Raw genomic sequence first — 23,508 nt, forward strand, 5'->3', positions numbered from 1 at the left:
CGGTGCCCCGGGACGCTCGGCGTCCCGGGGCACCGGTGTGTCACCCCACGGGCCGCGCGTACGGAGCGACCGTGATCCGGTCGATCAGCGGCGCGTACCGGGAGCGGAGCAGGATGCCGGGGAAGGTGTCCGACGCATAGGTGGTGCCGTCGAAGTTGGGGAGTTCCTCGGAGCCGAAGGTGATCGTGTTGCTGCCCTCCTTGAGGTCGACGGGGACGGTCAGTTCCCAGAAGTTGTTCTGGTGGAAGGTGTGCGGGAAGCCGACGCGTCGCGGGGCCGCGCCGTTGACGGTGATGTCGGCGTGGCGGGCGAGCGGGTCGGGGTTGTAGTGCGTGGCCGGGGACTGCTCCGGGTTGGAGTAGCGGATGCGGAGCGCGTAGCGGCCGTCGCGGTCGGCGTCGACCGTGAAGGTCGCGGTGTTCGTGTTGCCCGGGGCGCCGCCGATGTCGGTGATCGCCGTGCCCTTGTCGGCCAGCGACAGTTCGGTGAGCTTCGCCGTGCCGGCGAGCTTGGCGTCGCGGGCGTCGTACGTACGCTCCGTCAGCGTGCCCTCGGTCGGCGTGACGGTCAGCCGGTCGACGAGCGTCACCGCTGAACTCCCGGTCACTGTCACCTTGTTGAGGCCGCCGGAGAGCGAGACCGCGACCTTGTCCCGGCCCTTGGTGACGCGGAGCACGTCGTGGCCGTTGACGGAGAGCCGGGCGTTCGGCGTGCCCAGCGTCTCCACGCGCAGTGTCGCCTCGCGGTCGGCGGGGGAGTGCACCCAGAACGTCGCCGTCTGGTCCTTGGCCAGGCGGGCCGCGCCCGATCCGGTCCTGACGGGCAGCGACGTGCCGTAGTCGGGACGGGCGCCGCCGCCCAGCCAGGCCAGCTCACCCTCGTACACCTGGGTGGCCGCCGTCGGGGCGGGCAGGGACAGCGTCAGCCGGTCGACGATCGCGTCGCCCCGCGTGGTGCGCTTGCCGTCGAGGCTCTTCGCGGCGAGCGTCAGGGTGTGGGTGCCCTTGGTGAGTTTCACCTTGGTGTCGGCGTGGTCCCACACCACCCACTTGTAGCCGAGCGGCAGGTTCAACTCCCTTTCGCTGTCCGCCTTTCCGTCCACGCGCAGGAAGACGTTGGTCGGGCCCTGCTCCTTCACCTTGTCGTAGGTGTTGAGGGAGTTGGCGAAGACGCTCAGGTCGTACGTGCCGTCCTCGGGCACGTCCACGGTGAAGTCCAGCGTGACGTCGGAGCCGGTCCGCAGGCCGCCGACGTCGTAGCCGCCCGAGGTGTAGAACTTCGACACGTCCTTCGGCGAGCCCTCGGGGCCGTTCTTCGCGTAGCCGGTCCCGGTGTGGGCGGCGTCCTCCGCCTCGTAGGACGTCTGCCAACTCACCGGCGGCGTCTGTGTGTTCGCCGCCTTTCCGGCCGGACTGAGGACGATCTCGTACGCCGACGACTCGTCGAGCTTCGGCAGGGTGCCGTCCCCGAAGTCGAGGGAGACCGTGCCGTCGTCGCCCACCTTCAGATCGGTCTCGGAGAGCAGGCGCGGGCCCGCCGAGTCGCCGATCTGGCCGCTCCAGCCGATCTCCCGCACCCAGGCGTGGACCTGGTCGCCGAAGACGCCGTCCGGGAGGTTGCCGAAGGTGATGTGGCCCCTGCCGGCCGAACCGCCGAAGAGCAGCCGTGCCTGCCGCTTGTCGCGGTCGAGGGTGGCGACACCCTGCATCGTGTAGTTCTCGCCGGGCGACGGCGGGGTGACCCGCACCGTGCGTCCTGTCATCGACGCGTACGCGTTGAGCAGCCACCACTGGCCGTTGGCGCGGTTGGACTGCACGGCGGAGTCGGAGAGGTTGCCGTCGATGTTCCAGTACGCGATGTCCGCGTCGACCTTGGACTCCTCGATCGCGGAGACCCACTGGACCATCTGGCCGGGGACCGAGGTGTGGTAGTTGAACGCGTACTCGTTGATGTTGACGGGGAGTTGGGTCCCCTCGTGCCGTGTCCCCTTGAAGAGGTCCTTCTCCCACGTCCGGTACTTCGCGACGCTGTCGCGCACCGCTTCCGGGTGGCTCAGCTCGTGCCAGGTGATCACGTCGGGCAGGGTGCCGGCGTCGAGGGTGTGCCGCAGGAAGCCCTTCACCTGGTCGTACAGGACGCTGGTGTTCGGCCCCGCGATGCGGGCGGCCGGCATCTTGCCCTTGATGAGCTTGTACGCGTCGTCCCAGGCGGCGAAGTAGTCGTCAGGGTCGGACAGCCAACTCACCTTGTCGTACGACCAGGTGCCCGTGCCGAACATGTTGCCCTCGGGCTCGTTGAACGGCACGAAGACGATGTTGTCCTGGTACTTCTCCGGCAGCTTCAGGACCTGGTCGACCTGCTTGGCGATCTTCTCCATGTACAGCTTGAGCTTCTGGGCCGGGGTGTCGCCCGGCCACTCGTACGGGAAGCCGCGGTGGATGTCGGTCATGTAGATGTACACGTCGCCGTCGGTGGAGTCCGCCAGCGGCTTCACCACCTCCAGGGCGTCGGCGCCCGGGTGCTGCGGGCCGTCCTGCGCCTTGGTGGACACGGTGCGCAGGCCCATGCCCTCCAGGAGGTTGTTCGTCGGGACGTCCGGGCCGTACACGCCGTAGAGCGTGCCGGACGCTCCGCCGTGGAAGGCGCCGGTGTCCGCGCCGAGGTCGACGGTCAGCTGTCCCGCGCGGGTCACCGTGACGTCCGCGCGCACCGCGCGTCCCGCCGCGGTCCCGGCGACCGTGAAGGTGCCCGGCTTCGCGTACTTCTCGGACGGCACGGCGTCCCAGACGACCGGGGTGTCACGGTCGTAGCCGTCGGAGAACGACGCGCGCACCGCTTCAGGAAGCGCCGGGGCGCTGCCCGTCGTCGTACGGACATCGAAGGACGTCTTCGACAGCTCCTTGAGGGTGGGCCGTTCACCGGTGACCGAGCCGGCCACCTGGTCGGCGGTGAGCGCCGCGTGCCACACCGTGAAGTCGTCGATCGCGCCCTTGAACAGCGGGTCCGGATACAGGGACTTGCCCAGATATCCGGCCGCCGTGGCCGAACTCTCCAGCAGATCACCGGCCTTGACGTTCGTCGCGGCGGACGACACCGCCACACCGTCCAGGTATGTCGTCAGCCGCTTGGCCGCGCTGTCCAGGGTGACGGTGACCGTGCGCCATCCGTCCGTGGGCAGCGGTGCATAGCCGCTGACCTGGGACTCGGCGCCGCCCCCGCCGGTGGTCACGGCGGTGCGCAGCACACCGCCGTTGTTGGACGGGGTTGTGAACAGGTACTTCGAGGTGTTGCTGCCCAGGTCGAAGATGCGCTGCCACGCGGCGTTGTCGCCGCTCCACTTCACGCGGGCGGAGACCGTCAAGTCGGCCGTGTCCACCAGGAGTTCGCGGGGCAGTCGGACGTACGCGCCGTCCGAGTCGGCGGCGCCGCCGGGCAGCGAGAGGGCCTTGCCGCCGTCAGGGCCTGCGACGGAGGCGGCGGTGGAGGCGTTCACCAGGCTCGCCGTGAGTCCGTTGCCGGAGCTGTCGGCGATCTTCCCGGACGTGAGGTCGTCCTCGTCGAAGGTGTACCGGGCCGTCGGCCGGGGCGGGTCCGCCGCGTGGGCGGGGGCGACGGTGGGGGCGGTCAGCAGGCCCGCGCCGAGCGCAACGGCCACGGCGGCAGGGGCCCGGCGGGGGCGGGCGGGTCTGTCAGCGGATGGCATGGAATCGCGTCCTCAATCCCTTGAGATCCCTTGAGACTTCGTGGACCGGCCGAACCACGGGGTCGAACCGGTTCGGCGAAGTTAGCAGCGTGGCCAGTGGCCAGCAATGCTTCGGGAGGGGAGAAGTGGCCCCGCACTCAACGGGGTTCATGAAGTACGAGGTCAACGATGAGACGTGTCAGAAGTGTTGACAGTCGTGCCTCGCCTTCCTACCTTCACTTCACGCGAACCGGTTCGACACAGGACCGTCGCCGCCTGAGAGCACGCACCCCACCTGAGCAAGGAGCAGCCGTGAACATCGGTGAGATCGCCCGGCGGGCCGGTGTCTCGCGGAGCACCGTGTCGGTCGCCCTGTCCGGCAAGCGCCCGGTCTCGGACGACACACGGCGCAAGATCCAGCAGGTCATCGACGAACTCGGCTACCGGCCCAACGCCAGCGCACGCGCACTGGCCAACGGCCGCACCAGCACCATCGGCCTGGTCTTCCCGCCGGCCGGGAACCACTACACCGGCATGCAGCTGGACTTCATCGGCAGCGTGGTGGAGGCGGCCACGGCCCACGACTACGACGTGCTGCTCTCCCCGAGCGGCGTCGACAGCGACCGCTCCTTCCAGCGGCTGCTCGGCGAGCGGCGGGTCGACGGCGCGATCCTCATGGAGATCAGGCTGGAGGACGACCGGGCCGACCACCTCACGGCCCTCGGCTTCCCGTTCGTCGCCATCGGCCGTACCGCCCACCCGCACGACAGTTGGTGGGTCGGCCTCGACCACACCGCGCTCGCGGCGGCCTGCGTCCACCACCTCGCCGACCTCGGCCACCAGCACGTCGCCTTCGTGAACCGGCCCGAGCAACTCCTGCGCACCGGCTACGAGTCGGCGCAGCGCGGCCTCGACGGATTCACCAAGGCGGCGGCCGAGCGCGGGCTCACCGTGCGCACGTACTGCTGCGGGGACGACGCCGCCGCCGGCCAGTCGTGCGTCGAGCAGATCCTGCACGACGAACCGGCGACGACGGCCCTGGTCACCCTGAACGAGGCCGCACTCGGCGGCCTGTACCGGGGGCTCGCCCAGGCCGGCCGCCACGTCCCGCGCGACTTCTCCGTCACCGGCGTCGTCGCCGCGCGCTGGGCGGAGACCGTGACACCGCAGCTCACCGCCGCCGACGTACCGGCGGCCGAGCTGGGCCGGCGCGCCGTCGACCTGCTGGTCGAGCGCCTCGGCCGGGCCGACGCTCCGCCCCGGCACCATCTGCTCACGCCGCCGATCTCGCTGCGCGCAAGCACCGGCCCCGCGGCCTCCGCGCAGCGCCCCTGACACCGACCGGCCGGCACACGCACCACCACAGCACCGCCGCACCACGACACTGCACAGCATCACAACAGCGCACCACCGCTTCCCACTTCACCCCGTCGCCCCTTCCACGGCACCCCTGTGCCCAGATGACGAAGGACCCGCCATGCACAGCACCTCCCGACGACGCCTCGCCGCCGCGGCTCTGTCGACCGCTGTCTGTCTGACCGGCGCCGCCTGCTCCTCCGGCTCCGGCGGCTCCGACAGCCAGGGCGCAGCCGACGGCACGTACACGATCTGGGACCCGTACCCGCAGTTCGCCAAGGGCTCGGCGTGGACGAAGCTGCTCGACAAGTGCGGCACCGAGGCCGGGGTCAAGGTCAAGCGGACCGGGTTCGACACCAGCGACCTGGCCAACAAGACGCTGCTCGCGGCGCAGCAGGGCAACTCGCCCGACGTCCTCATCGTCGACAACCCGGTCGTGTCGACCCTCGCCGAAGCGGGCGTGCTCACCACGACCGACGACATCAAGCTGGACACGTCGAAGGTCGACCCCAACCTGCTCGCCGCCGGCCAGTCGGACGGCAAGACGTACGGCACACCGATCGGCGCGAACACCCTCGCCCTCTACTACAGCAAGAAGGTCCTGAAGGCGGCAGGCGTCGACGTCGCCTCCATCAAGGACTGGCTGTCCCTGACCGCCGCGCTCGGCAAGGTCAAGAGGGCGGGCAAGAAGGGCATCACCTTCTCGGCGATCGGCACGGAGGAGGGCAGCTTCCAGTTCCTGCCGTGGTTCTGGGGCGCGGACGCGAAGCTCACGCAACTCGACTCCACGCAGGCCGAGTCGGCGCTCGCGCTCTGGAAGGACTGGCTGAAGCAGGGGTACGCGCCGAACTCCGTCCTCAACAACACGCAGACGACCAGCTGGCAGGAGTTCGCCACCGGCGACTACGCGTTCGGCGAGAACGGCACCTGGCAGCTCGCCAACGCCAAGAAGGCGGGCCTCGACTACGGGGTGCTGCCCATCCCCGCCGCGACGCAGGGCACCGCGTCCGCCCCCACCGGCGGCGAGTTCGTCACCGTCCCCGTCCAGGAGGACACCGGCCGCTACGCCACCACCAAGAAGCTGACGGCCTGCCTGACCAGCACCCAGAACCTGTACGACACCGACACCACCCTCTCCTACGTGGCCCCCACGTCCGAGGTCCAGGACAAGCAGGTCGCGGCGAACGCCGAACTGAAGCCGTGGGTCGAGGCGGTCAAGTCCGCCAAGGGGCGCACCAGCGACGACCTCGGCACCAAGTACCCCAAGATCTCCGAGCAGTTGTGGAAGGCGGTCCAGTCCGCGCTGAGCGGATCGACGTCGCCCAAGGACGCGCTGGCCGCGGCCCAGTCGGCCGTCAAGTAGCGGCGGACCCCGGACGGATCGCCGATGAGCCACATGACCGAGCAGCTGCCGGCGCAGCGCCGGACCGGCACCGGGGCGCCCCCCGCCGCCCCGGCCCGGACCACGAAGCGGCGCCGCCCCGCCTCCACCCAGTGGGCCGCCTGGGGCTTCCTCGCCCCGGTCACCGCCTACCTCGTCCTCTTCTACGCCTATCCGCTCTTCCGCAACCTCGACCTGAGCCTGCGCAACTACACCGTCCGCTCCTTCGTGCAGGGCGACGCGCCCTTCACCGGCCTGAAGAACTACCGGACCGTCTTCGACGACCCGACCTTCGCCCCGGCCCTGCTGCACACCGTCGTCTTCACCGTCGTCTGCCTCGCCTTCCAGTACGCGATCGGCCTGGCCCTCGCCGTCTTCTTCCACCAGAACTTCCGGCTCTCGGCGACCCTGCGCGCCCTCTTCCTCGTACCGTGGCTGCTGCCGCTGATCGTGTCGGCATCCACCTGGTCGTGGATGCTCAACAGCGACTCCGGCATCGTCAACGCGGCCCTGCACGCGCTCGGCATCGGGCCCGTCAACTGGCTGACCTCGCCGTCCTGGTCGCTGACCTCCGTGATCCTCGCCAACATCTGGATCGGCGTCCCCTTCAACCTGGTCGTCCTCCACAGCGGACTTCAGTCCATCCCCGCCGGGCTCTACGAAGCCGCGGCGCTCGACGGGGCGGGGGCCTGGCGCCGGTTCTGGAGCATCACCTTCCCGCTGCTCCGCCCCGTCTCCGCGATCACGCTGCTGCTCGGCCTCGTCTACACGCTCAAGGTCTTCGACATCATCTGGATCATGACGAAGGGCGGTCCCGCGGACTCGTCGACCACCTTCGCCACCTGGTCCTACCAGCTCGGGTTCGGCAATCTCCTGCCCGCCTTCGGCCCCGGCGCGGCCGTCGGGAACCTGCTCGTGGTCGCCGCCCTCGTCTTCGGCCTGGTCTATGTGCGGGCCCAGCGAAAGCAGGCACTGTCATGAGCCTCGTACGTCAACGGGCAGGCGGCCGTGGGCCGTTGAAGACGGCCGTCGGCGTCGTCCTGACCGCGGTGATGCTCTTCCCGGTCTACTGGATGGTCAACGTCTCCTTCACCCGCGACCAGGACATGCGCAAGAGCCCGCCGGACCTGTTCCCCGCGCACGGCACGCTGGCCGGGTACCGCACGGTCCTCGACGAGCAACTGCCCTACCTCGGCACCAGTCTCGTCATCGGCCTCGGCACCGTCGCCCTCACCGTCGCCCTGGCCGCGCCGGCCGGCTTCGCCCTCGCCAAGCTCCGCCCGCGCGGCGGCGGCATCCTCAGCTTCGCGCTGCTCGCCGCGCAGATGATCCCCGGCATCATCATGGCGATGGGCTTCTACGCCATCTACCTCCAACTCGGCCTGCTCAAAACGGTTCCCGGGCTGATCATCGCCGATTCCACCCTCGCCGTCCCGTTCGCGGTCCTCATCTTCACCGCGTTCATGTCGGGCATCCCCGGCGAGCTCCTCCAGGCCGCGAAGACCGACGGCGCGGGCCCCCTGCGCACCTTCTGGTCGATCGTCCTGCCGATGAGCCGCAACGCCGTCGTCACCGTGTCGCTGTTCGCGTTCCTGTGGTCCTGGTCGGACTTCGTCTTCGCGAGCACCCTCGTCAACGGCGGCTCCCACGAACCGATCACCCTCGGCATCTACCACTACATCGGCAACAACAACCAGGAGTGGAACGCCATCATGGCCACCGCCGTCGTGGCCTCCCTGCCGGCCACGGTCATCCTCGTCCTCGCCCAGCGCTATGTCGCCGCCGGCGTGACCGCGGGCGCCGTCAAGGACTGAGAGACCCCTTCGAACCCCGCCTGCCGCCGCCTCTCTCGAGAATCGAGTCACTCCGTATGACCGCCGCCCACTCCGGCCCGGCCTTCTCCGTCCACGACATCCCCTTCAGCACGCACGGCTCCTGGTTCGACATCTCGCCGGTCGTCGCAGAGAAGACGTACGCCGACGATCTCCATCTCGTCTCGCACCAGAACGGCATGCACGGCGTCCTGCGCCTGACCCCGATGCACCGCGGCTCGGGCGGCCGCGCCGAGACCCGCGTCGAGGCGACCCCGGGCCTGCTCAGCTGGATCGGCGAGCAGGGGCGGATCGACCTCGCCTACGAGTCACCGGACACCGTCCGGCTGCGCGGCAGCGGCGACCTGGACCTCGGCGTGTTCGCGGCCGCGCCGACCCTGACGCCGTTCAGCGGCACGTACTTCTTCCACGACCCGGCGGCCGACGCCCACGTCTTCACGTCGTACGAGACCGGACGCCGCTACCGGGTCACGGTGCTGAGCGGCGCCGTGGCCCGTGTGGACGGGCCGCAGGCGCTGGCGGGCAGCGAGCGCGGTGTCGTCACGACCGCGTCGGACGGCGGCGCCTGGGAGCTGGCCGTCGAGGAGTTCGAGACGGCCCGCCCCCGGTATGCCGGGACGACGTCCTTCGACGATGTCGTGGCGTCGGCGCGGGCCTCGTTCGCCCGGTTCGTGGACGCCGTGGCGCCCTGGCGCGGCGCCGCCACTCCCGCCGCCGAACTCGCGGCGTACGTCCTGTGGTCGGCGACCGTCGCTCCGGCGGGCCTGGTCACCCGGCCCGCGGTCCTGATGTCGAAGCACTGGATGGACAAGGTGTGGAGCTGGGACCACTGCTTCAACGCCTTTGCTCTGGCGGCCGGTTGCCCGGACCTCGCCCGTGACCAGTTCGCCCTGCCCTTCGACCACCAGGACGCGACCGGCGCGCTGCCGGACTCGGTGACGCACTCCGAGGTCCTGTACAACTTCGTGAAGCCGCCCATCCACGGCTGGACCCACGGCCACCTGCGTGAGCGCCTGTCGCAGCCCCCGACGCGCGCCGAACTCGCCGACACCTACGCCCGGTTGGAGCGCTGGACCGAGTTCTGGCTCACCGCGCGCCGAGCCGAGGGCAGCGAACTGCCCTACTACCAGCACGGCAACGACAGCGGCTGGGACAACGCCACCACCTTCGACCCCGAGCGGGTCGTCGTCACCGCCGACCTGACGGCCTTCCTCATCCTCCAGATGCACGAACTGGCTCACCTGGCAGATGTGTTGGAGATGCGGGAGGAGGCCGGGCGGTGGACACGGGCGGCGGACGACCTCCAGTCCACGCTGCTCGACCAGCTCTGGGCGCAGGACAGGTTCGTGGCCAGGGGAGCGGCGTCCGGGGACACCTGGAGCACCGACAGCCTCCTCGACCTGATGCCCGTCGTGCTCGGCGAACACCTTCCCGAGCACATCTCCAGCACCCTCGCGGACCGCATCAAGGCCCACCTCACCCCGTACGGCCTGGCCACCGAACTCACCACCTCGCCGCACTACCTCGCCGACGGCTACTGGCGCGGACCCATCTGGGCCCCCGCCACCGTCCTCATCGAGGACGGCCTGCGCCGGGCGGGCCACGAGCGCCTCGCGGACGACATCGGCGCCCGCTTCCGTGCCCTGTGCGAGGCCCACGGCTTCGCCGAGAACTTCGACGCCCTGACCGGCACGGGCCTGCGCGACCGCGCCTACACGTGGACCGCGAGCAGCTATCTGCTCCTGGCCGAGGCGCACGTCCGCCGCGGCGGACAGGGGGACCGGGACCACTGAGGACCGCGCCGCGGCAGCCGGCGGTGAGGGCCGGCTGCCGCCGCGGCCCGCGTCACGCCTTCACGTGCAGCCCGAACCCCGTACGGCCGGCGGGCTCCAGGCCCTCCTTCAGCTGGAGCGCGGGGATCTCGTAGTCGCCGAAGTTCTGCGGCCGGAAGGCGATCGGCTCCGTCGACCCCAGGGTGAGCAGGCGCTGCTCCCACGCCTTGGCGACGTCCGCGTACGCCTCGCCGGACATCCGGTCGGTGCCGTACTGGACGAACGGCGGAAGCACCTCGATGCCCGGGTAGTAGAGGATGCCGTGCTGGATGGGGAAGAGCAGGTCGTCGATGGGGCCGTTGATCCCGCGCGCCCCGTAGTGCGCCTCCGGGCCGCCGACGGTCACCGAGAGCAGGGCCCGCTTGCCCGCGAGGGTGCCCTCGCCGTAGCGCTCGCCGTACTTCGTGGCGCTGTGCTCGCCGACGCCGTACGCGAAGCGGTACGTGAAGACCCGGTCGAACCAGCCCTTGAGGATGGCGGGCATCGAGTACCACCACAGCGGGAACTGGAAGACGACGGTGTCCGCCCACAGCAGCTTCTCCTGCTCGGCGCGGACGTCCGGGCTCAGCTCACCGGCCTGGAAGGCGCGGCCCGAGTCCAGCGGGACCTTCAGCGGGTCCGAGGCGTGCGGACCGAAGTCGTCGGCGTCCACCGCCGCCTTCCAGTTCATCGCGTACAGATCGCTCACCCGTACGTAGTGTCCCGCCTTCTCCAGGGTGGAGACGGCGAGGTCCTTGAGCGAGCCGTTGAGCGAACGGGGCTCGGGGTGGGCGTGGACGATGAGGGTCTTCGGCTGCGTGGTCGGCTGCGTGGTCATGGAAACTCCTGAGGATCGCTGCGGATGTCTTCGATCCTGGCCGTCGCGATGCCCTTTGTTCAGGGGCGCCGATTCCATAGGACGGGACTTCCTGGTATCGGCAGGGCCACCCTCGCCACCGGCCCCGTGCCCATACTGGGAGGCATGGACGATCTCGCGAGCTTCCTGAAGACCCGGCGTTCCCGCGTGGACCCCGCGGCCGTCGGCATCCCCACCGACAGCCGCCGCCGCGTCGCGGGGCTGCGCCGCGAGGAGGTGGCGCACCTGTCCGGGGTGAGCGTCGACTATTACGTACGCCTGGAGCAGGGGCGCGCCACCCAGCCCTCCGAGCAGGTCCTCGACGCGCTCGCCGGCGTCCTCGACCTGGACGAGACCGAGCGCGAGCACCTCTACCGGCTCGCCCGGCAGCGCCGCCGCCGCGCGAAGGCCCCGGGCGGGCGGGTACGGCCCGAACTGCTGCGCGTCCTCGGCCTGGTGGCCGACGCACCCGCGCTGATCATGGACCACCGCCTCGACGTGCTCGCCGGCAACCGTCTCGCCGGACTCCTCTACGGGCGTGCGCTGCCGGGCCTGAACACGGCCCGGCACATCTTTCTGGAGGAGACCGAGCGCGGCCTGTACGCGGACTGGGAGACCTGCACCCTCGACGTGGTCGGGCATCTGCGCCTCGCCGCGGGGAAGTACCCCGACGACGCCCGGCTGGCCTCGCTCATCGGCGAGTTGGCGATGGGCAGCGAGCGGTTCCGCCGTCTGTGGGCCCGCGCGGACGTGCGCGCCCGCACCCACGGCCGCAAGGCGTACCGGCACCCCCTGGTCGGCCTCCTCGAACTGCACCAGGAGAACTTCGCGCTGCCCGACGCATCGGGCCGCGAACTGATCGTGCTGTCCGCGCCGCCGGGCAGCCCCACCGAGGACGGCCTTCGGCTGCTCGCCGCCCTGGGCGCGGACGCCGCTCAGCCCGGCAACTCCCGCGCCCACACGTCGAGTTCGGACGGTGAGGGGTCCTCCGTCGAAGGGTTCAGCGCGCCGAACCGGCGCCACCCCCAGGCCTGAAGCGCGGCCCGCGCCACGGTGTCGGCGGGGTCGGCCAGGGTGACGGCGAGCTCCGCGTCGTCGGCGGCGAGCAGCCGCTCCAGGAGACGGCCGCCGATGCCGCGGCGGCGATGATGGGGGAGCACCATCAACTCGGCGACGGCGAACACCTTTCCGGACGCGGTGAACTGCTCGACCTCGTCCGGCAGGACCCCGACGAAGCCCTGCCACCACGAGCCGTCCCGGTGCAGCGGATACCCGTACGCCATGCCCGCCGGGGCGTCGTCGTCCGCGCCCGCGTCATCGGCCGCCACCATGTCGAACCCCGGCCGCTGCACGTCCTGCGCGAGCCGGTCCAGGAACTTCTCCCGGTTGCGGTACTCCTCGCCCGGCGGTTCCTCGTAGGCCGTCACGTACAGGTCCGCGAGTTCCTCGCGGTCCCCGTCCGCCTGCCATCGAGTCAGCCTGCGGAAGAACACCTCGCCCATTGCCCGCCCCCTCGCCTGTGACGCCTGGGGATCAGCGTGCCCAACGTCGCGGCGGCTATGCGGACGCGTCCAGCCTGCGCAGCGCGGGTTTGACGATTTTGCCGCCCGCGTTGCGGGGCAGCTCGTCGACCACGACGAGATCCTTGGGGCGCTTGAACGAGGCGAGCCGTCCGTCGAGGAACTCCGTCAGGCCGGTCAGCGACAGCTCGGCGCCCTGCGCCACGGTCACGTACGCGACCGGCACCTGTCCCCAGCGCGCGTCGGGCCTGCCGATGACCGCCACCTCCCGGACGTCCGGGTGCGCGGCGACGGCGTTCTCCAGCTCGGCGCAGTAGATGTTCTCGCCGCCGCTGATGATCATGTCCTTCGCGCGGTCGACGACCCAGACGAAGCCCTCCTCGTCCTGCCTGACCAGGTCGCCGGAGTGGAACCAGCCGCCGGCGAAGGCCTCCGCCGTCTCCTGCGGCTTCTTCCAGTACCCCCGCGTCACGGTGGGCCCGCGGTAGACGATCTCGCCGACCTCGCCCACGGCGACGTCGTTCATGGCGGCGTCGACGATGCGGTACTGGATGCTCGGGATCGGCCGTCCGACGGACCCCAGCTTGCGCAGTGAGTCCTCGCCGCGCAGCACACAGGTGATCGGCGATGTCTCGGTCTGCCCGAACACGGCCACGTTGAGCGCGTCCGGGAACTTCTCGCTCATCGCGCGCAGCGTCGCGTCGCTCGCGGGGGCGGCGCCCCAGCTGATGATCCGCAGCTTCAGATCGCGCTTGTCGATGTCGGGCTGGGCGCAGATCAGGTCCCACTGCTGCGGGACGTTGAACACGACGGTGGCGCCCTCGCGTTCGTACGCGTCGAGGACCGCGACCGGATCGAAGGCGCCCAGCGGATGGAGCACGACCGTACTGCCGACCATGAAGTTCGCCACGATCGAACCCAGGCCCGCGATGTGGAAGAAGGGCGCCGTCAGGAAACCGACGTCGGAGTCGTCGGAGATCTCCATCGCGCGGATGCACGTCATCGCCTGCACCTGCATGTTCCGGTGGGAGAGCAGCACCCCCTTCGGCCGGCCCGTGGTCCCCGAGGTGTACATGATCAGCGCGGTGGACTCCTCGCTGACGTCGGGCAGCTCCATCGGCTCGTACGACGACAGCAACTCCTCGTACGCCAGGGCGCCTTCGACCGGCTCCGGCGCGTCGACCACGACTACCGTGCCGATCCGCGCGGCGTTCGGCGCGGCCCGCAGCAGCGGCACCAGGCGGGCGTCGACGACGACCGCGGCCGGCGTGCAGTCCTCCAGGATGTAGTCCAGCTCCAGCGGCGCGAGCCGGAAGCTGAGCGGCACGGCCATCGCCCCCAGGCTGTTCGCCGCCAGCACGCTCTCCACGAACCAGGGGTGGTTGAGCGTCAGCAGGGCCACCCGGTCGCCCTCCGCGACGCCCCGGCCGGCGAGGGCGGCCGCGAGTTGCAGCGACCGCCGCGACAACTGCGCCCAGGTCGTGGTCCGTCCGAGATGACGCAGCGCGGGCTTGTCGGGGCGGGTCTGCGCGTGGGTGGCCACCTGGGTCATCCAGTGGTTCCTGAACGTCCAGGCGGGCGCCGTGTCGGCAGGCATGGGCGACTCCTCGAGTCGGGTGTCGATGGGTGGTCGCTGAATGCGCAGGGCCGTTCTTCGAGGGGTGCGGATCGTCCGATTATGAAGCGGACCGGGCCCGGTGCGTCGGCGGTCTCCCGGAACCGCGGCCGTCTCCTCAGGAAGCAACAAATTCGGACGGTGGCATTGTGTGGGTTGTGTTGTGTTCTTAGGGTGGTCGAGCTCAACAGGCCTGTCTCGTCACACCAGTTGCACGTGTCCGCACCCGCAGAAGGGCACAGCCATGCCGATGTCCAGCCCCCGCCCCCACGCCATGCCCCTCAGTCGCCGCAGGCTGCTCCAGGCCGGCGGCGCCGCCGTCGGGGCGCTCGCCCTGCCGATCGCCGGATCCGCCGCCCCGGCCCTCGCCGCCGGCGGCGGGGTGAGCGCCGACGGCGACGAGTGGAACGGACGCATCGACGTCTTCCGGCTCGGCACCGAGCCGCCGCACACCACCCTCATGCCGTACGAGAGCGTGCAGCGCGCCCTCGCCGCCGACCGCACACGGTCGGCGTACCGTCAAAGTCTCGACGGGGACTGGAAGTTCGCCTACGTCGACCGGCCCTCGGAGCGGGACGAGGACTTCTACCGGACCGATCTCGACGACGCGGCGTGGGAGACGATCCCGGTGCCGTCCGTCTGGCAGCTGCACGGGCACGACCGGCCCATCTACACCAACATCACCTACCCCTGGTGGGGGCCCAACGGTCTCGGCGAGGACGCCCAGCCGCCCGCGTCACCGACCCGCTACAACCCGGTCGGCCAGTACAGACGCACCTTCACCGTGCCGAAGGGGTGGGCGAAGCGGCGGGTCTTCCTGCACTTCGAGGGCGTGAAGTCCGCCCACTACGTATGGGTCAACGGCACCCTCGTCGGCTATCACGAGGACTCGTTCACCCCCGCCGAGTACGACATCACCGATCACCTCGACCCCCATGGCGGCCCCAACCACCTTGCCGTGGAGGTCTATCGGTTCTCCGACGGCGACTGGATGGAGGACCAGGACATGATCCGGCTGAGCGGCATCTTCCGCTCGGTCCACCTCTACGCGACGCCCTCCGTGCACCTGCGCGACTTCAAGCTGGACACCCCCCTCGGCGACGGTTACAAGAGCGCCGAGCTGTCGGTCACCGCCACGGTCCGCGACTACGGCGGCGACGCACCGGCCTCGGCCGCGTACACCGTCGAGACGCAGCTCTACGACGCAGCCGGGCACCCCGTGTGGAACCGGCCGCTGGCGCAGCGCGCGACGCTGACCGACACCGAGGTGACGGTGCGGGCCGCCAAGTCCGTTCCCTCGCCCCGCCTTTGGTCCGCCGAGAGCCCGTACCTCTACACCGCCGTCCTGCAACTGCGCGACCCGTCGGGCAAGGTCGTCGAGACGCTCTCGCACCGCGTCGGGCTGCGCGAGTTCGCGCTCACCGACGGGCTGATGCGGATCAACGGGAAGCCGGTCTCGCTGCGCGGCACCAACCGGCACGAGATGCACCCCGACCGCGGCACCGCCCTCACCCGCGCCGACATGGTCGAGGACATCACGATCATCAAGCGGATGAACATGAACTCGGTCCGCACCTCGCACTACCCGAACAACCCCATCTGGCTCGAACTCGCCGACGAGTACGGCCTGTACCTCGTCGACGAGACGAACCTGGAGACGCACGGCGTCCGCGACAAGTACCCGACCAGCCACGCCGACTGGACCAAGGCGTGCGTCGCCCGCGCGCAGAACATGGTCCACCGGGACAAGAACCACGCCAGCGTGGTCATCTGGTCGCTCGGCAACGAGGCGGGCGCCGGGTCCACCTTCAGCGCCATGCACGACTGGATCCGCTCGTACGACACGACGCGGGTCATCCAGTACGAGGGTGACGACAGGCCCGGTGTCAGCGACATCCGCTCCGCGATGTACGAGTCGCCGGCCCGCGTGGAGGCCCGCGCCAAGGACACCGCCGACACCCGCCCGTACGTGATGATCGAGTACTGCCACGCGATGGGGAACTCGAACGGCAACGTCAAGGAGTACTGGGACCTGGTCCGCCGCTACGACGTGCTCCAGGGCGGCTGGATCTGGGACTTCGTCGACCAGTCGCTGAGCTGGCCGACCCCGGACCGCACCCTCTTCACGGAGAGCGGTCCCGTCGGGCTCAAGGGTGAACTCCTCAACCCGGCGGGCTCGTTCAGCCGGGAGAAAGGGCTGAGCGGGGCCACCGTCTTCGCGCGCGACGACCGCCTCGACCTGACTGGTTCGCTCACCCTCGAAGCCTGGGCGACCCCGCACGTGACCGGCTACCACCAGCCGATCATCGCCAAGGGCGACACTCACTACGCGCTGAAACAGAACGACAAGAAGCTGGAGTTCTTCATCTACTCCGGCGGACAGTGGATCACGGCGACGTGGGCCACCCCGGCCGAGGGCTGGACCGGCGCCGAGCACCACATCGCCGGCGTCTTCGACGCGAGCGCGGGCACGCTCACGCTGTACGTCGACGGCGAGGTCAAGGCCACCACGACGACCACCCGCAAGCCCACGGTCAACACCGCCCCGCTCGCGCTCGGCGTCGACGTGGACAACATGACACGGGAGTTCAGCGGCGCGATCCGCCGCGCCCGCGTCTACGCCCGCGCCCTGAGCGCCACCGAACTCGCCGACGGCAAGCGGGGCGCGGACGGTGACGGCGTGCGCTTCTGGTTCGACGCCGAGACGGTCGGGGTCGTGAAGAAGAAGCCGCGCGACAAGACGTTCTTCGCGTACGGCGGCGACTGGGGCGACAACCCCAACGACGGGAACTTCGTCGCCGACGGCATCGTCACCGCGGACCGCGGGCACACCGGCAAGGCCGCCGAGATCAAGCGGATCTACCAGGCGATCAACGCGACGGCGACGAAGGGCGGCGGCCCGGGCGGCGTCACCCTCACCAACGAGTTCCTCTTCACCAACCTCCGTGCCTACGAGGGACGGTGGGAGCTGTCCTGCGACGGCGAGGTGATCCGGCGCGGCAGCCTCAGCCGCACCCAGCTGGACGTCGCGCCCGGCACGAGCAAGGACATCACGGTCCCGGTGAACCTGCCGGCCGACCCGAAGCCCGGCGCCGAGTACTTCCTCCAGCTGTCGTTCCGGCTCAAGGAGGACACCGTGTGGGCGGACGAGGGCTTCGAGGTGGCCCGCGCCCAACTGCCCCTGGATGCTGGCAGCCCCGCGATCACGCCCGTACCGCTCGGCGACGTACCGGACCTGTCCTACGAGGACGGCGACAAGGCCGTCACGGTCACCGGACACGGCTTCACGCTCGTCCTCGACAAGGCCGAGGGCATCATCACGTCGTACGAGGCCGACGGAGTCACGCTCGTCTCGTCCGGGCCGGTCCCCAACTTCTGGCGCGGGCCCACCGACAACGACCACGGCAACGGCCAGCACACCCGCAACCAGACCTGGCGGGACGCGGGCCCCCGCCGCGCCGTCACCGATGTGACGGTACGTCAACTCCCTTCGGGGGGTGCCACCAAGGCGGTCGAGATAGCGGTGAAGGCCACCCTGCCGACGACCACCGCGTCCACGTACTCCACCACCTACACCGTCTTCGGCGACGGCGCCGTGAAGGTCGACAACGCCCTGCACCCCGGAGCCGCGAACCTGCCCTACATCCCCGAGGTCGGCACGATCCTGCGGCTGCCCGCGGCCCTCGACCGGATCCACTACTACGGCCGTGGCCCCGAGGAGAACCACTGGGACCGCAACGACGGTACGGACGTGGGGCGTTGGGGCGGCCCCGTGGCCGGGCAGGGGACCTCGTACATCCGCCCCCAGGAGAACGGCAGCCGGACGGACGTGCGCTGGGCGGTCCTCGGTGATGAGCGCGGGCGCGGCCTGCTGGTCAGCGGCGACCCGCTGACGGACCACCCGCTCCTGGAGGTCAACGCCTCGCACCTGACCCCGGAGGACCTGTCCGTCGGCGCCCGCCACGACTACCAGCTCGACTTCCGTGACGAGGTCGTGCTGCGGGTCAGCCACCGTCAGATGGGCGTCGGAGGCGACAACAGCTGGGGCGCGCACACGCACGACGCGTACAAGCTGTTCGCCGACCGGGACTATGCGTACACGTACTGGCTGCGGCCGGTCTCCGGGGTGGGGGAGGCGCTCGCGCTGTCGCGCCGGGTGATCGACGTGGAGTAGCGCGCCCGCGTCACCGCTGCCCGGCGAGCGCCGCCGCGAGCACGTCGCGCAGCGGTGTCGTCGGGCGGCCGACGATCGTCCCGAGGGCGGGGTCCACCGCCGCGAACTCGCCCTCGCGGGACGCCCGGTACATGCCGACGAGCAGGTCGGCCTGTGCCCGGGGCGCGCCGTGTCCGACGAGGGCCTCGTGGTACTCCTCGTCGGACACCACGACGCGCTCGATCCGGCGCCCCGCTATCTCCGAGGCGAGCGCCGCGACGGCGTCGAGGTCGAGGGCGTGCGCGCCGGTCAGCGGCGGGGTGGGCCCCTCGAAGCGGCCCTCGTCGGCGAGGATGCGGGCCGCCGCCTCGGCCAGGTCGGCGTGGTCGGTCCAGGAGACCGGGCCGTCCTGCGGTGCGACGAGGCGGCCCGTGCGGACGGCGTCGCCGAGCATCATGACCGTCGTCGACGCGTAGAAGCCGTTGCGCAGCGCCGTGTACGCCGTGCCCGATTCCTTGAGCAGGTCCTCGGTGGCCGCGTGGTCGGGCATGGGCGGGAAGGGAGACGCCGGGTTCGCGCCCATGTGGCTGGTGTAGAGGACGCGGCGGGCGCCCGCGGTGACGGCGGCGGAGATCGCGGCGCGGTGCGCTGCGACGGTGTCCGCGCCGGTGGAGTCCGCGGACACGATCAGGACCTGCTCGGCGTCCTCGAAGGCGTGGGTGAGGCTGTCGGGCTCGGTGAAGTCGGCCCGGCGCACGCGGACGCCGCGCTCCGCGAGGGCACGGGCCTTCTCGGGATCGCGGACGCTGACGCCGATCCGGTCGGCGGGGACGTGGTCGAGCAGCCGCTGGACGGTCTGCCGGCCGAGCAGGCCGTTGGCTCCGGTGACGATGATCATGAGGACTCCTGTGGTGCCGAGGAAGGGATGGCGCAGCGGTAGCGCCGCTAACGTGACCGAGATATCGACGATAACACCGTCACGTTAGCGTCGCTAACGCCTGCCTGTTACCGTTGGCTCATGAGCGTCGACGACAGTCCCCGCGAGCGGATCCTCGCCGCCACCACCACACTGCTCGCCGAAGGCGGCAGGGAGGCTGTGTCCACGCGTGCCGTCGCGGCCGCCGCAGGGGTGCAGGCCCCCACGATCTACCGGCTCTTCGGCGACAAGCAGGGGCTCCTCGACGCGGCGGCGGCCGAGGGCTTCGCCGCCTACCTGGCCGACAAGACCGACGTCGAACCGACCGACGACCCCGTCGAGGACCTGCGCGCCGGCTGGGACCTGCACCTCGGCTTCGGTCTCGCCAACCCGGCCGTCTATCTCCTGATGTACGGCGAGCAGCGGCCCGGCGCCGTCCTGCCGCCCGCCGCCGTCGCGGGCGCCGAGATCCTCGCCGCGCACATCCGGCGGATCGCCGAGGCGGGCCGGCTGCGGGTCCCCGAGGAGCGGGCGGCGCAACTGGTGCACGCCGCGGGCAGCGGCACGACGGTCGCGCTGATCGCGCAGCCCGCCGAGCGGCGCGACCTCGAACTGTCCGTGCTGGCACGGGAAGCGGTCATCGCCGCGATCACCACGGACGCGCCCGCGGCGCGCGAGCCAGGACCGGTGGCGGCGGCGGTGGCGATGCGCGCGGCCCTGCCGCGAACGGAGGCGCTGAGCGGTCCGGAGCGCGGATTGATGCGGGAGTGGCTGGACCGGATCGCGGACGCGTAGCCGCCTGCGCGTCCGCGCCCCCGCCCAGCCGTCTACGCGAGCGGGAACGTGTCCCGCTGCTGCCACCGAGTGCCGTCGTGGACCACCAGGTCGACGGCCGAGACGTGAGTGACCAGGGGCAGGGCACGGGCGAGCAGATCGGCCTCGGCCCGCTCCATGCCCGCGTCGTCCCGGCACTCGACGACGGTCAGATGCGGCGCCGCGTCACCGTACTTCCCGCCGTACGGCGGGTGTTCGGGCCACTGCCCGACGACCGCCTCGGTCAGGCGCCGGAACGGGGTGACCGGTTCGGGGGCGAGATACAGCAGACCCGGGAACCGGCCGCAGCGCTCGAAGCGGGCCTCGAACGAGCGCTGACGGCCGAGCACCGCGCGGAGCGTGTCGCGGACACCGGAGTCGATCCGGTCCGCGGGCAGGAACGGGAAGAGCACCGTCACATGGGCCGGAACCCCGGAGCGCGGCGACGTGTCGAGCCGCTCCCGCCACGCCCGCACGGCGGCCTCCGCCTCCGGGACCCGGACGACCAGACCCGAAAGACCCGCCCCGGCACTCCCCATCAGCGCAGGCCGGCGAAGAGGTCGTTCTCCGGAAGGGGTGCGTCGGTGGTGTCCCGGACCCGTACGAAGGTCTCCACGCCCATCAGGTCGGTGAACTTCTCCAGGCCCATCTTGAGGAAGAAGATGTTCTCGCCCTGACTGGCGTGCGCGGCCAGCGCGTCGAACTTCTGGGCGCCGTACGCCGCCGTGTCCACCCAGGTGGTGATCTCCTCGTCGGGCAGACCGATCTCGGCCATCGCGGCGGCCTCCTCGGGAGACGGCTCAGGGAAGTCGTCCCCGAGTTCGCGCATGACGTCGCCGAACCGGGCCATCGCCGAGCGGGGCATCGTCGTCCAGTACACCTTCGGCGTCAGCGGGACCATGTCGAGCGCGGCCATGGTGATGCGGTGGGCCTGGATGTGGTCGGGGTGGCCGTAGAAGCCGTTCTCGTCGTACGTCACGACGATGTCGGGCTCGTAGCGGCGCATGAGTTCGGCGAGGCGGGCCGCGCCCTCCTCCACCGGGGTCTGCCAGAACGCGTGCGGGGCGTCGTTGGTCGGCCAGCCCATCATTCCGGAGTCGGCGTAGTCGAGAGTCTCCAGATCGCTGATCTTCAGGACCTCGCGGCTCGCCTCCAGCTCCTGGCGGCGCATCGCGGCGACGGCCGCGGGATCGTGCCCGGGGTCACCCGGTTTGATGCCCCCCGGCCCGTCCCCGCACCCGCCGTCGGTACAGGTCACGAGGACCGTGCGGATGCCCTCCGCCGCGTACCGGGCGAGCACACCTCCCGTTCCGGTCGCCTCGTCGTCGGGGTGGGCGTGCACGGCCATGAGCGTCAAGGTGCCGTCCGGCATGAAGCAGTCCTCCTCGGTAAAAAGGCCACCGTATGCGGCCCCGGTGCGCGTGCGCACCGCCGGTGCAACGCCGCCGGTCGGACCCGGTGTTCCCGAGGGGCCGCACGACCTCGCGGCCCCGCTTTGCGACAAGGGCATACGATCTTGCCCATGGAGCAAAGCATCGGCGAGCTGGACAGCCTCGTCCGCAGACGCATCCGCGCCCTGCGGGTCGCGCAGGGCTGGTCCCTTGAGGAGCTGGCCGGGCGCGCGAACCTGAGCCAGTCCTCCCTCAGCCGCATCGAGAACGGCCGGCGCCGGCTCGCCCTCGACCAGCTCGTCACCCTGGCCCGCGCCCTGGACACGACGCTCGACCAGCTCGTGGAGACCGCGACCGACGACGTCGTCATCAGCCCGATGACCGACGGCGCGCACGGTTCGCTGCGCTGGCCGATGAAGGCGGAGCCCGGCATGACCGTGGTGCGCCGGCGGATGACCGATCCGCCGCCGGACAACCCCGCGCGGATGCGTGCCCACCCGGGCCGTGAATGGCTCGTCGTCCTGTCCGGTACCGCGATCCTGCTGCTCGGGAACCGCCGGCTCCGTGTCGAGACCAACCAGGCCGCCGAGTTCCCGACCATGCTGCCGCACGCCATCGGCGCCGAGGGCGGGCCCTGCGAGATCCTCGGCATCTTCGACCGGGACGCCCGCCGCGGGCACCAGCGGGACACCGGCGACCCGGACGACGACCGCGCGTGAGGCCCTCGCCGAGCCGGGCTTCTTGCGCCGTCGGCAGCGTCGGCCCCGACCTTCTTGCCGTTCCCGGGAGACGCGCGGGTGACGGGCCGCACCGCACCTAACGTGAACGTCATGAGCCATGCACCGCACTCCGCACACCACGCCACAGAAGGCGCCACGGACGGCGTCTCCGACCAGGCGGAGATCCTGGACCTCGACGCCCAGGTCCTCGCCGAGCACACCGCCGCCGTCATCGACCGACTCCCGCTGCGGGCCGCACCGCGGCACATCGTGGACCTGGGCTGCGGCACCGGCGCCGGCACCTTCGCCCTCCTGGAACGCTTCCCCGACGCGCACGTCACCGCCGTCGACGCCTCCGCCGTCCACCTGCAACGGCTGCGCGAGAAGGCATGCGCCCGAGGCCTGGACGACCGGGTGCGGACCGTGCAGGCGGACCTCGACGCACCCGGGCTGCCCGACCTCGGCAGCCCCGACCTGGTGTGGGCCTCGGCCTCGCTGCACCACCTGGCCGACCCCGGCCGGGCGCTGCGCGCGGTCCGTGAACTGCTGCTGACCGATGGGCTGTTGGCCGTCGTCGAGCTGGCCGGCTTCCCCCGCTTCCTGCCCGCGACCGCCCCCGAGGACCGGCCCGGCCTCGAGGAGCGCTGCCACGCGGCGAGCGACCACCGGCACGCCCACCACCTGCCCCACCGGGGCGCGGACTGGGGTCCGATGCTGACGGACGCCGGGTTCACCGTCGAGGACGAACACACCGTCACCGTGCACATCGAGGGCGCGCGGAACACCGCGGTGGGCGCGTACGCCCTGAGCGGCCTGCGACGCCTGCGCTCCGGCGTCGCGGACGCGCTCGCCCCCGAGGACCTGGCCGCCCTCGACCGCCTGCTCGACACCGAAGGACCCGACAGCCTCCTGCGCCGCGACGACCTCGCGGTCCGCACGGAGCGCACCGTCTGGGCGGCCCGCGGCGGAACGAGGTCCTAGTCCCCGTCGAGGTGGACCTCGAGGTCCACCTCCGTCGCGCACCGCTCGGCGAGCGCGAGCAGATCGTCGAGGAGCGCGACGACGCCCCCGTCCGAGGTCCGCGCGCGTGTCGCCTCCAGCTCCGAGACGAACTGCGGCATGTCGTGCCGGGTGAGGATCTGGCTGTTGTACGGGTCAACGCGGCTGAGCAGCGGAAGCGTGCTGCGGGCGCACAGGTCGGCGAACGTGTCGCCGGATCCGCCCACCGTGGCCAGATACCGCGTACGCCGGCCCTTGCGGCTGGTGCCGATCTGCGTGACGTGGACGAGGCTGACGTGCACTCCCATGCGCGCTCTCCCTTCCTCCCTTTGGCTGGCCATCATGCCTGGTCCGCGCCGGGGAGCGGCCGCCTCAGTCGTTCGATACGAACCCGCGCCCCGCCCCTCTTCGTGCTTTCCGCCAGTACGGCCCCCCGACGCCCCGGCGGCAGACTTCCCGCCGGA

General features: G+C 71.0%; 18 protein-coding genes. 10 read left to right on the forward strand and 8 right to left on the reverse strand.

All coding sequences use genetic code 11. From position 1 onward, the window contains the following. Positions 1-40: 40 nt before the first annotated feature. Complete coding sequence (locus AB0L37_RS21710; protein ID WP_365507704.1) at positions 41-3,703, reverse strand: LamG-like jellyroll fold domain-containing protein; 3,663 nt, start codon at positions 3,701-3,703, stop codon at positions 41-43. 291 nt (positions 3,704-3,994) lie between these two features. Here AB0L37_RS21710 and AB0L37_RS21715 point away from each other — a divergent pair, with 291 nt between their 5' ends. From AB0L37_RS21715 to AB0L37_RS21735, 5 genes are all read left to right on the forward strand, one after another. Continuing rightward, complete coding sequence (locus AB0L37_RS21715; protein ID WP_365507707.1) at positions 3,995-5,017, forward strand: LacI family DNA-binding transcriptional regulator; 1,023 nt, start codon at positions 3,995-3,997, stop codon at positions 5,015-5,017. Positions 5,018-5,159: 142 nt separating this feature from the next. Then, the gene (locus AB0L37_RS21720) at positions 5,160-6,401 is read left to right on the forward strand and encodes an extracellular solute-binding protein (protein WP_365507710.1); all 1,242 of its coding nucleotides are present in this window, start codon (positions 5,160-5,162) and stop codon (positions 6,399-6,401) included. Positions 6,402-6,425: 24 nt separating this feature from the next. Continuing rightward, positions 6,426-7,400: a sugar ABC transporter permease gene (locus AB0L37_RS21725; protein ID WP_365507713.1), complete on the forward strand. Its 975-nt coding sequence runs from the start codon at positions 6,426-6,428 to the stop codon at positions 7,398-7,400. Continuing rightward, positions 7,397-8,233: a carbohydrate ABC transporter permease gene (locus AB0L37_RS21730; RefSeq protein WP_365507716.1), complete on the forward strand. Its 837-nt coding sequence runs from the start codon at positions 7,397-7,399 to the stop codon at positions 8,231-8,233. The genes AB0L37_RS21725 and AB0L37_RS21730 overlap by 4 nt, the downstream gene beginning before the upstream one ends. Before the next feature lie 56 nt (positions 8,234-8,289). Beyond that, on the forward strand, positions 8,290-10,044 hold the full coding sequence (locus AB0L37_RS21735) for a trehalase family glycosidase (RefSeq protein WP_365507719.1): 1,755 nt from the start codon (positions 8,290-8,292) through the stop codon (positions 10,042-10,044). 52 nt (positions 10,045-10,096) lie between these two features. Here the strand turns inward: AB0L37_RS21735 and AB0L37_RS21740 are convergent, their stop codons facing one another. After that, positions 10,097-10,900: an NAD(P)H-dependent oxidoreductase gene (locus tag AB0L37_RS21740; RefSeq protein ID WP_365507722.1), complete on the reverse strand. Its 804-nt coding sequence runs from the start codon at positions 10,898-10,900 to the stop codon at positions 10,097-10,099. A gap of 144 nt (positions 10,901-11,044) precedes the next feature. On the opposite strand from AB0L37_RS21740, the gene AB0L37_RS21745 reads away from it, so the two are divergent. Further along, positions 11,045-11,953, forward strand: coding sequence for a helix-turn-helix transcriptional regulator (locus AB0L37_RS21745; protein ID WP_365507725.1), 909 nt, complete (start codon positions 11,045-11,047; stop codon positions 11,951-11,953). Here AB0L37_RS21745 and AB0L37_RS21750 read toward each other — a convergent pair. Together AB0L37_RS21750 and AB0L37_RS21755 are read right to left on the reverse strand one after the other, a co-directional pair. Further along, on the reverse strand, positions 11,854-12,420 hold the full coding sequence (locus AB0L37_RS21750) for a GNAT family N-acetyltransferase (RefSeq protein WP_365507728.1): 567 nt from the start codon (positions 12,418-12,420) through the stop codon (positions 11,854-11,856). The genes AB0L37_RS21745 and AB0L37_RS21750 overlap by 100 nt on opposite strands. A 55-nt stretch (positions 12,421-12,475) precedes the next feature. Further along, the gene (locus AB0L37_RS21755; protein WP_365507731.1) at positions 12,476-14,035 is read right to left on the reverse strand and encodes a long-chain-fatty-acid--CoA ligase; all 1,560 of its coding nucleotides are present in this window, start codon (positions 14,033-14,035) and stop codon (positions 12,476-12,478) included. A gap of 262 nt (positions 14,036-14,297) precedes the next feature. On the opposite strand from AB0L37_RS21755, the gene AB0L37_RS21760 reads away from it, so the two are divergent. Continuing rightward, entirely contained in the window at positions 14,298-18,227 is a 3,930-nt protein-coding gene (locus AB0L37_RS21760; RefSeq protein ID WP_365507734.1) for a glycoside hydrolase family 2 TIM barrel-domain containing protein, read from the forward strand. A gap of 10 nt (positions 18,228-18,237) precedes the next feature. Here AB0L37_RS21760 and AB0L37_RS21765 read toward each other — a convergent pair whose 3' ends face one another. Next, positions 18,238-19,104 (reverse strand): SDR family oxidoreductase, encoded by an 867-nt coding sequence (locus tag AB0L37_RS21765; protein ID WP_365507737.1) that lies wholly within the window; start codon positions 19,102-19,104, stop codon positions 18,238-18,240. 120 nt (positions 19,105-19,224) lie between these two features. Here AB0L37_RS21765 and AB0L37_RS21770 point away from each other — a divergent pair, with 120 nt between their 5' ends. Continuing rightward, positions 19,225-19,917, forward strand: a complete 693-nt coding sequence (locus AB0L37_RS21770) for a TetR/AcrR family transcriptional regulator (protein WP_365507740.1) — start codon at positions 19,225-19,227, stop codon at positions 19,915-19,917. A gap of 32 nt (positions 19,918-19,949) precedes the next feature. Here the strand turns inward: AB0L37_RS21770 and AB0L37_RS21775 are convergent, their stop codons facing one another. After that, positions 19,950-20,474: a 2'-5' RNA ligase family protein gene (locus AB0L37_RS21775; RefSeq protein WP_365507742.1), complete on the reverse strand. Its 525-nt coding sequence runs from the start codon at positions 20,472-20,474 to the stop codon at positions 19,950-19,952. Continuing rightward, the gene (locus tag AB0L37_RS21780) at positions 20,474-21,307 is read right to left on the reverse strand and encodes a PIG-L family deacetylase (RefSeq protein WP_365507745.1); all 834 of its coding nucleotides are present in this window, start codon (positions 21,305-21,307) and stop codon (positions 20,474-20,476) included. The genes AB0L37_RS21775 and AB0L37_RS21780 overlap by 1 nt, the downstream gene beginning before the upstream one ends. Positions 21,308-21,457: 150 nt before the next feature. Between AB0L37_RS21780 and AB0L37_RS21785 the strand changes: the two genes are divergently transcribed. Together AB0L37_RS21785 and AB0L37_RS21790 are read left to right on the forward strand one after the other, a co-directional pair. Next, the gene (locus AB0L37_RS21785) at positions 21,458-22,045 is read left to right on the forward strand and encodes an XRE family transcriptional regulator (protein WP_365507748.1); all 588 of its coding nucleotides are present in this window, start codon (positions 21,458-21,460) and stop codon (positions 22,043-22,045) included. A 111-nt stretch (positions 22,046-22,156) separates the two neighbouring features. Beyond that, entirely contained in the window at positions 22,157-23,026 is an 870-nt protein-coding gene (locus tag AB0L37_RS21790; RefSeq protein ID WP_365507750.1) for a methyltransferase, read from the forward strand. On the opposite strand, the gene AB0L37_RS21795 is transcribed toward AB0L37_RS21790, so the two are convergent. Next, on the reverse strand, positions 23,023-23,352 hold the full coding sequence (locus tag AB0L37_RS21795; protein WP_365507753.1) for a hypothetical protein: 330 nt from the start codon (positions 23,350-23,352) through the stop codon (positions 23,023-23,025). The two genes, AB0L37_RS21790 and AB0L37_RS21795, sit on opposite strands and share 4 nt — an antisense overlap. Positions 23,353-23,508 lie beyond the last annotated feature (156 nt).

The organism is Streptomyces sp. NPDC052225, from assembly GCF_040679615.1.
GTDB lineage: Bacteria > Actinomycetota > Actinomycetes > Streptomycetales > Streptomycetaceae > Streptomyces.

Excerpts from the sequence above, each read along its gene's own strand:
- AB0L37_RS21750 (WP_365507728.1), bottom strand. The coding sequence starts at position 12,420 with ATGGGCGAGGTGTTCTTCCGCAGGCTGACTCGATGGCAGGCGGACGGG.
- AB0L37_RS21735 (WP_365507719.1), top strand. The coding sequence starts at position 8,290 with ATGACCGCCGCCCACTCCGGCCCGGCCTTCTCCGTCCACGACATCCCC.
- AB0L37_RS21770 (WP_365507740.1), top strand. The coding sequence starts at position 19,225 with ATGAGCGTCGACGACAGTCCCCGCGAGCGGATCCTCGCCGCCACCACC.
- AB0L37_RS21730 (WP_365507716.1), top strand. The coding sequence starts at position 7,397 with ATGAGCCTCGTACGTCAACGGGCAGGCGGCCGTGGGCCGTTGAAGACG.
- AB0L37_RS21790 (WP_365507750.1), top strand. The coding sequence starts at position 22,157 with ATGAGCCATGCACCGCACTCCGCACACCACGCCACAGAAGGCGCCACG.
- AB0L37_RS21710 (WP_365507704.1), bottom strand. The coding sequence starts at position 3,703 with ATGCCATCCGCTGACAGACCCGCCCGCCCCCGCCGGGCCCCTGCCGCC.
- AB0L37_RS21725 (WP_365507713.1), top strand. The coding sequence starts at position 6,426 with ATGAGCCACATGACCGAGCAGCTGCCGGCGCAGCGCCGGACCGGCACC.
- AB0L37_RS21765 (WP_365507737.1), bottom strand. The coding sequence starts at position 19,104 with ATGATCATCGTCACCGGAGCCAACGGCCTGCTCGGCCGGCAGACCGTC.
- AB0L37_RS21745 (WP_365507725.1), top strand. The coding sequence starts at position 11,045 with ATGGACGATCTCGCGAGCTTCCTGAAGACCCGGCGTTCCCGCGTGGAC.
- AB0L37_RS21740 (WP_365507722.1), bottom strand. The coding sequence starts at position 10,900 with ATGACCACGCAGCCGACCACGCAGCCGAAGACCCTCATCGTCCACGCC.
- AB0L37_RS21755 (WP_365507731.1), bottom strand. The coding sequence starts at position 14,035 with ATGCCTGCCGACACGGCGCCCGCCTGGACGTTCAGGAACCACTGGATG.
- AB0L37_RS21775 (WP_365507742.1), bottom strand. The coding sequence starts at position 20,474 with ATGGGGAGTGCCGGGGCGGGTCTTTCGGGTCTGGTCGTCCGGGTCCCG.
- AB0L37_RS21760 (WP_365507734.1), top strand. The coding sequence starts at position 14,298 with ATGCCGATGTCCAGCCCCCGCCCCCACGCCATGCCCCTCAGTCGCCGC.
- AB0L37_RS21780 (WP_365507745.1), bottom strand. The coding sequence starts at position 21,307 with ATGCCGGACGGCACCTTGACGCTCATGGCCGTGCACGCCCACCCCGAC.
- AB0L37_RS21795 (WP_365507753.1), bottom strand. The coding sequence starts at position 23,352 with ATGGGAGTGCACGTCAGCCTCGTCCACGTCACGCAGATCGGCACCAGC.
- AB0L37_RS21785 (WP_365507748.1), top strand. The coding sequence starts at position 21,458 with ATGGAGCAAAGCATCGGCGAGCTGGACAGCCTCGTCCGCAGACGCATC.
- AB0L37_RS21720 (WP_365507710.1), top strand. The coding sequence starts at position 5,160 with ATGCACAGCACCTCCCGACGACGCCTCGCCGCCGCGGCTCTGTCGACC.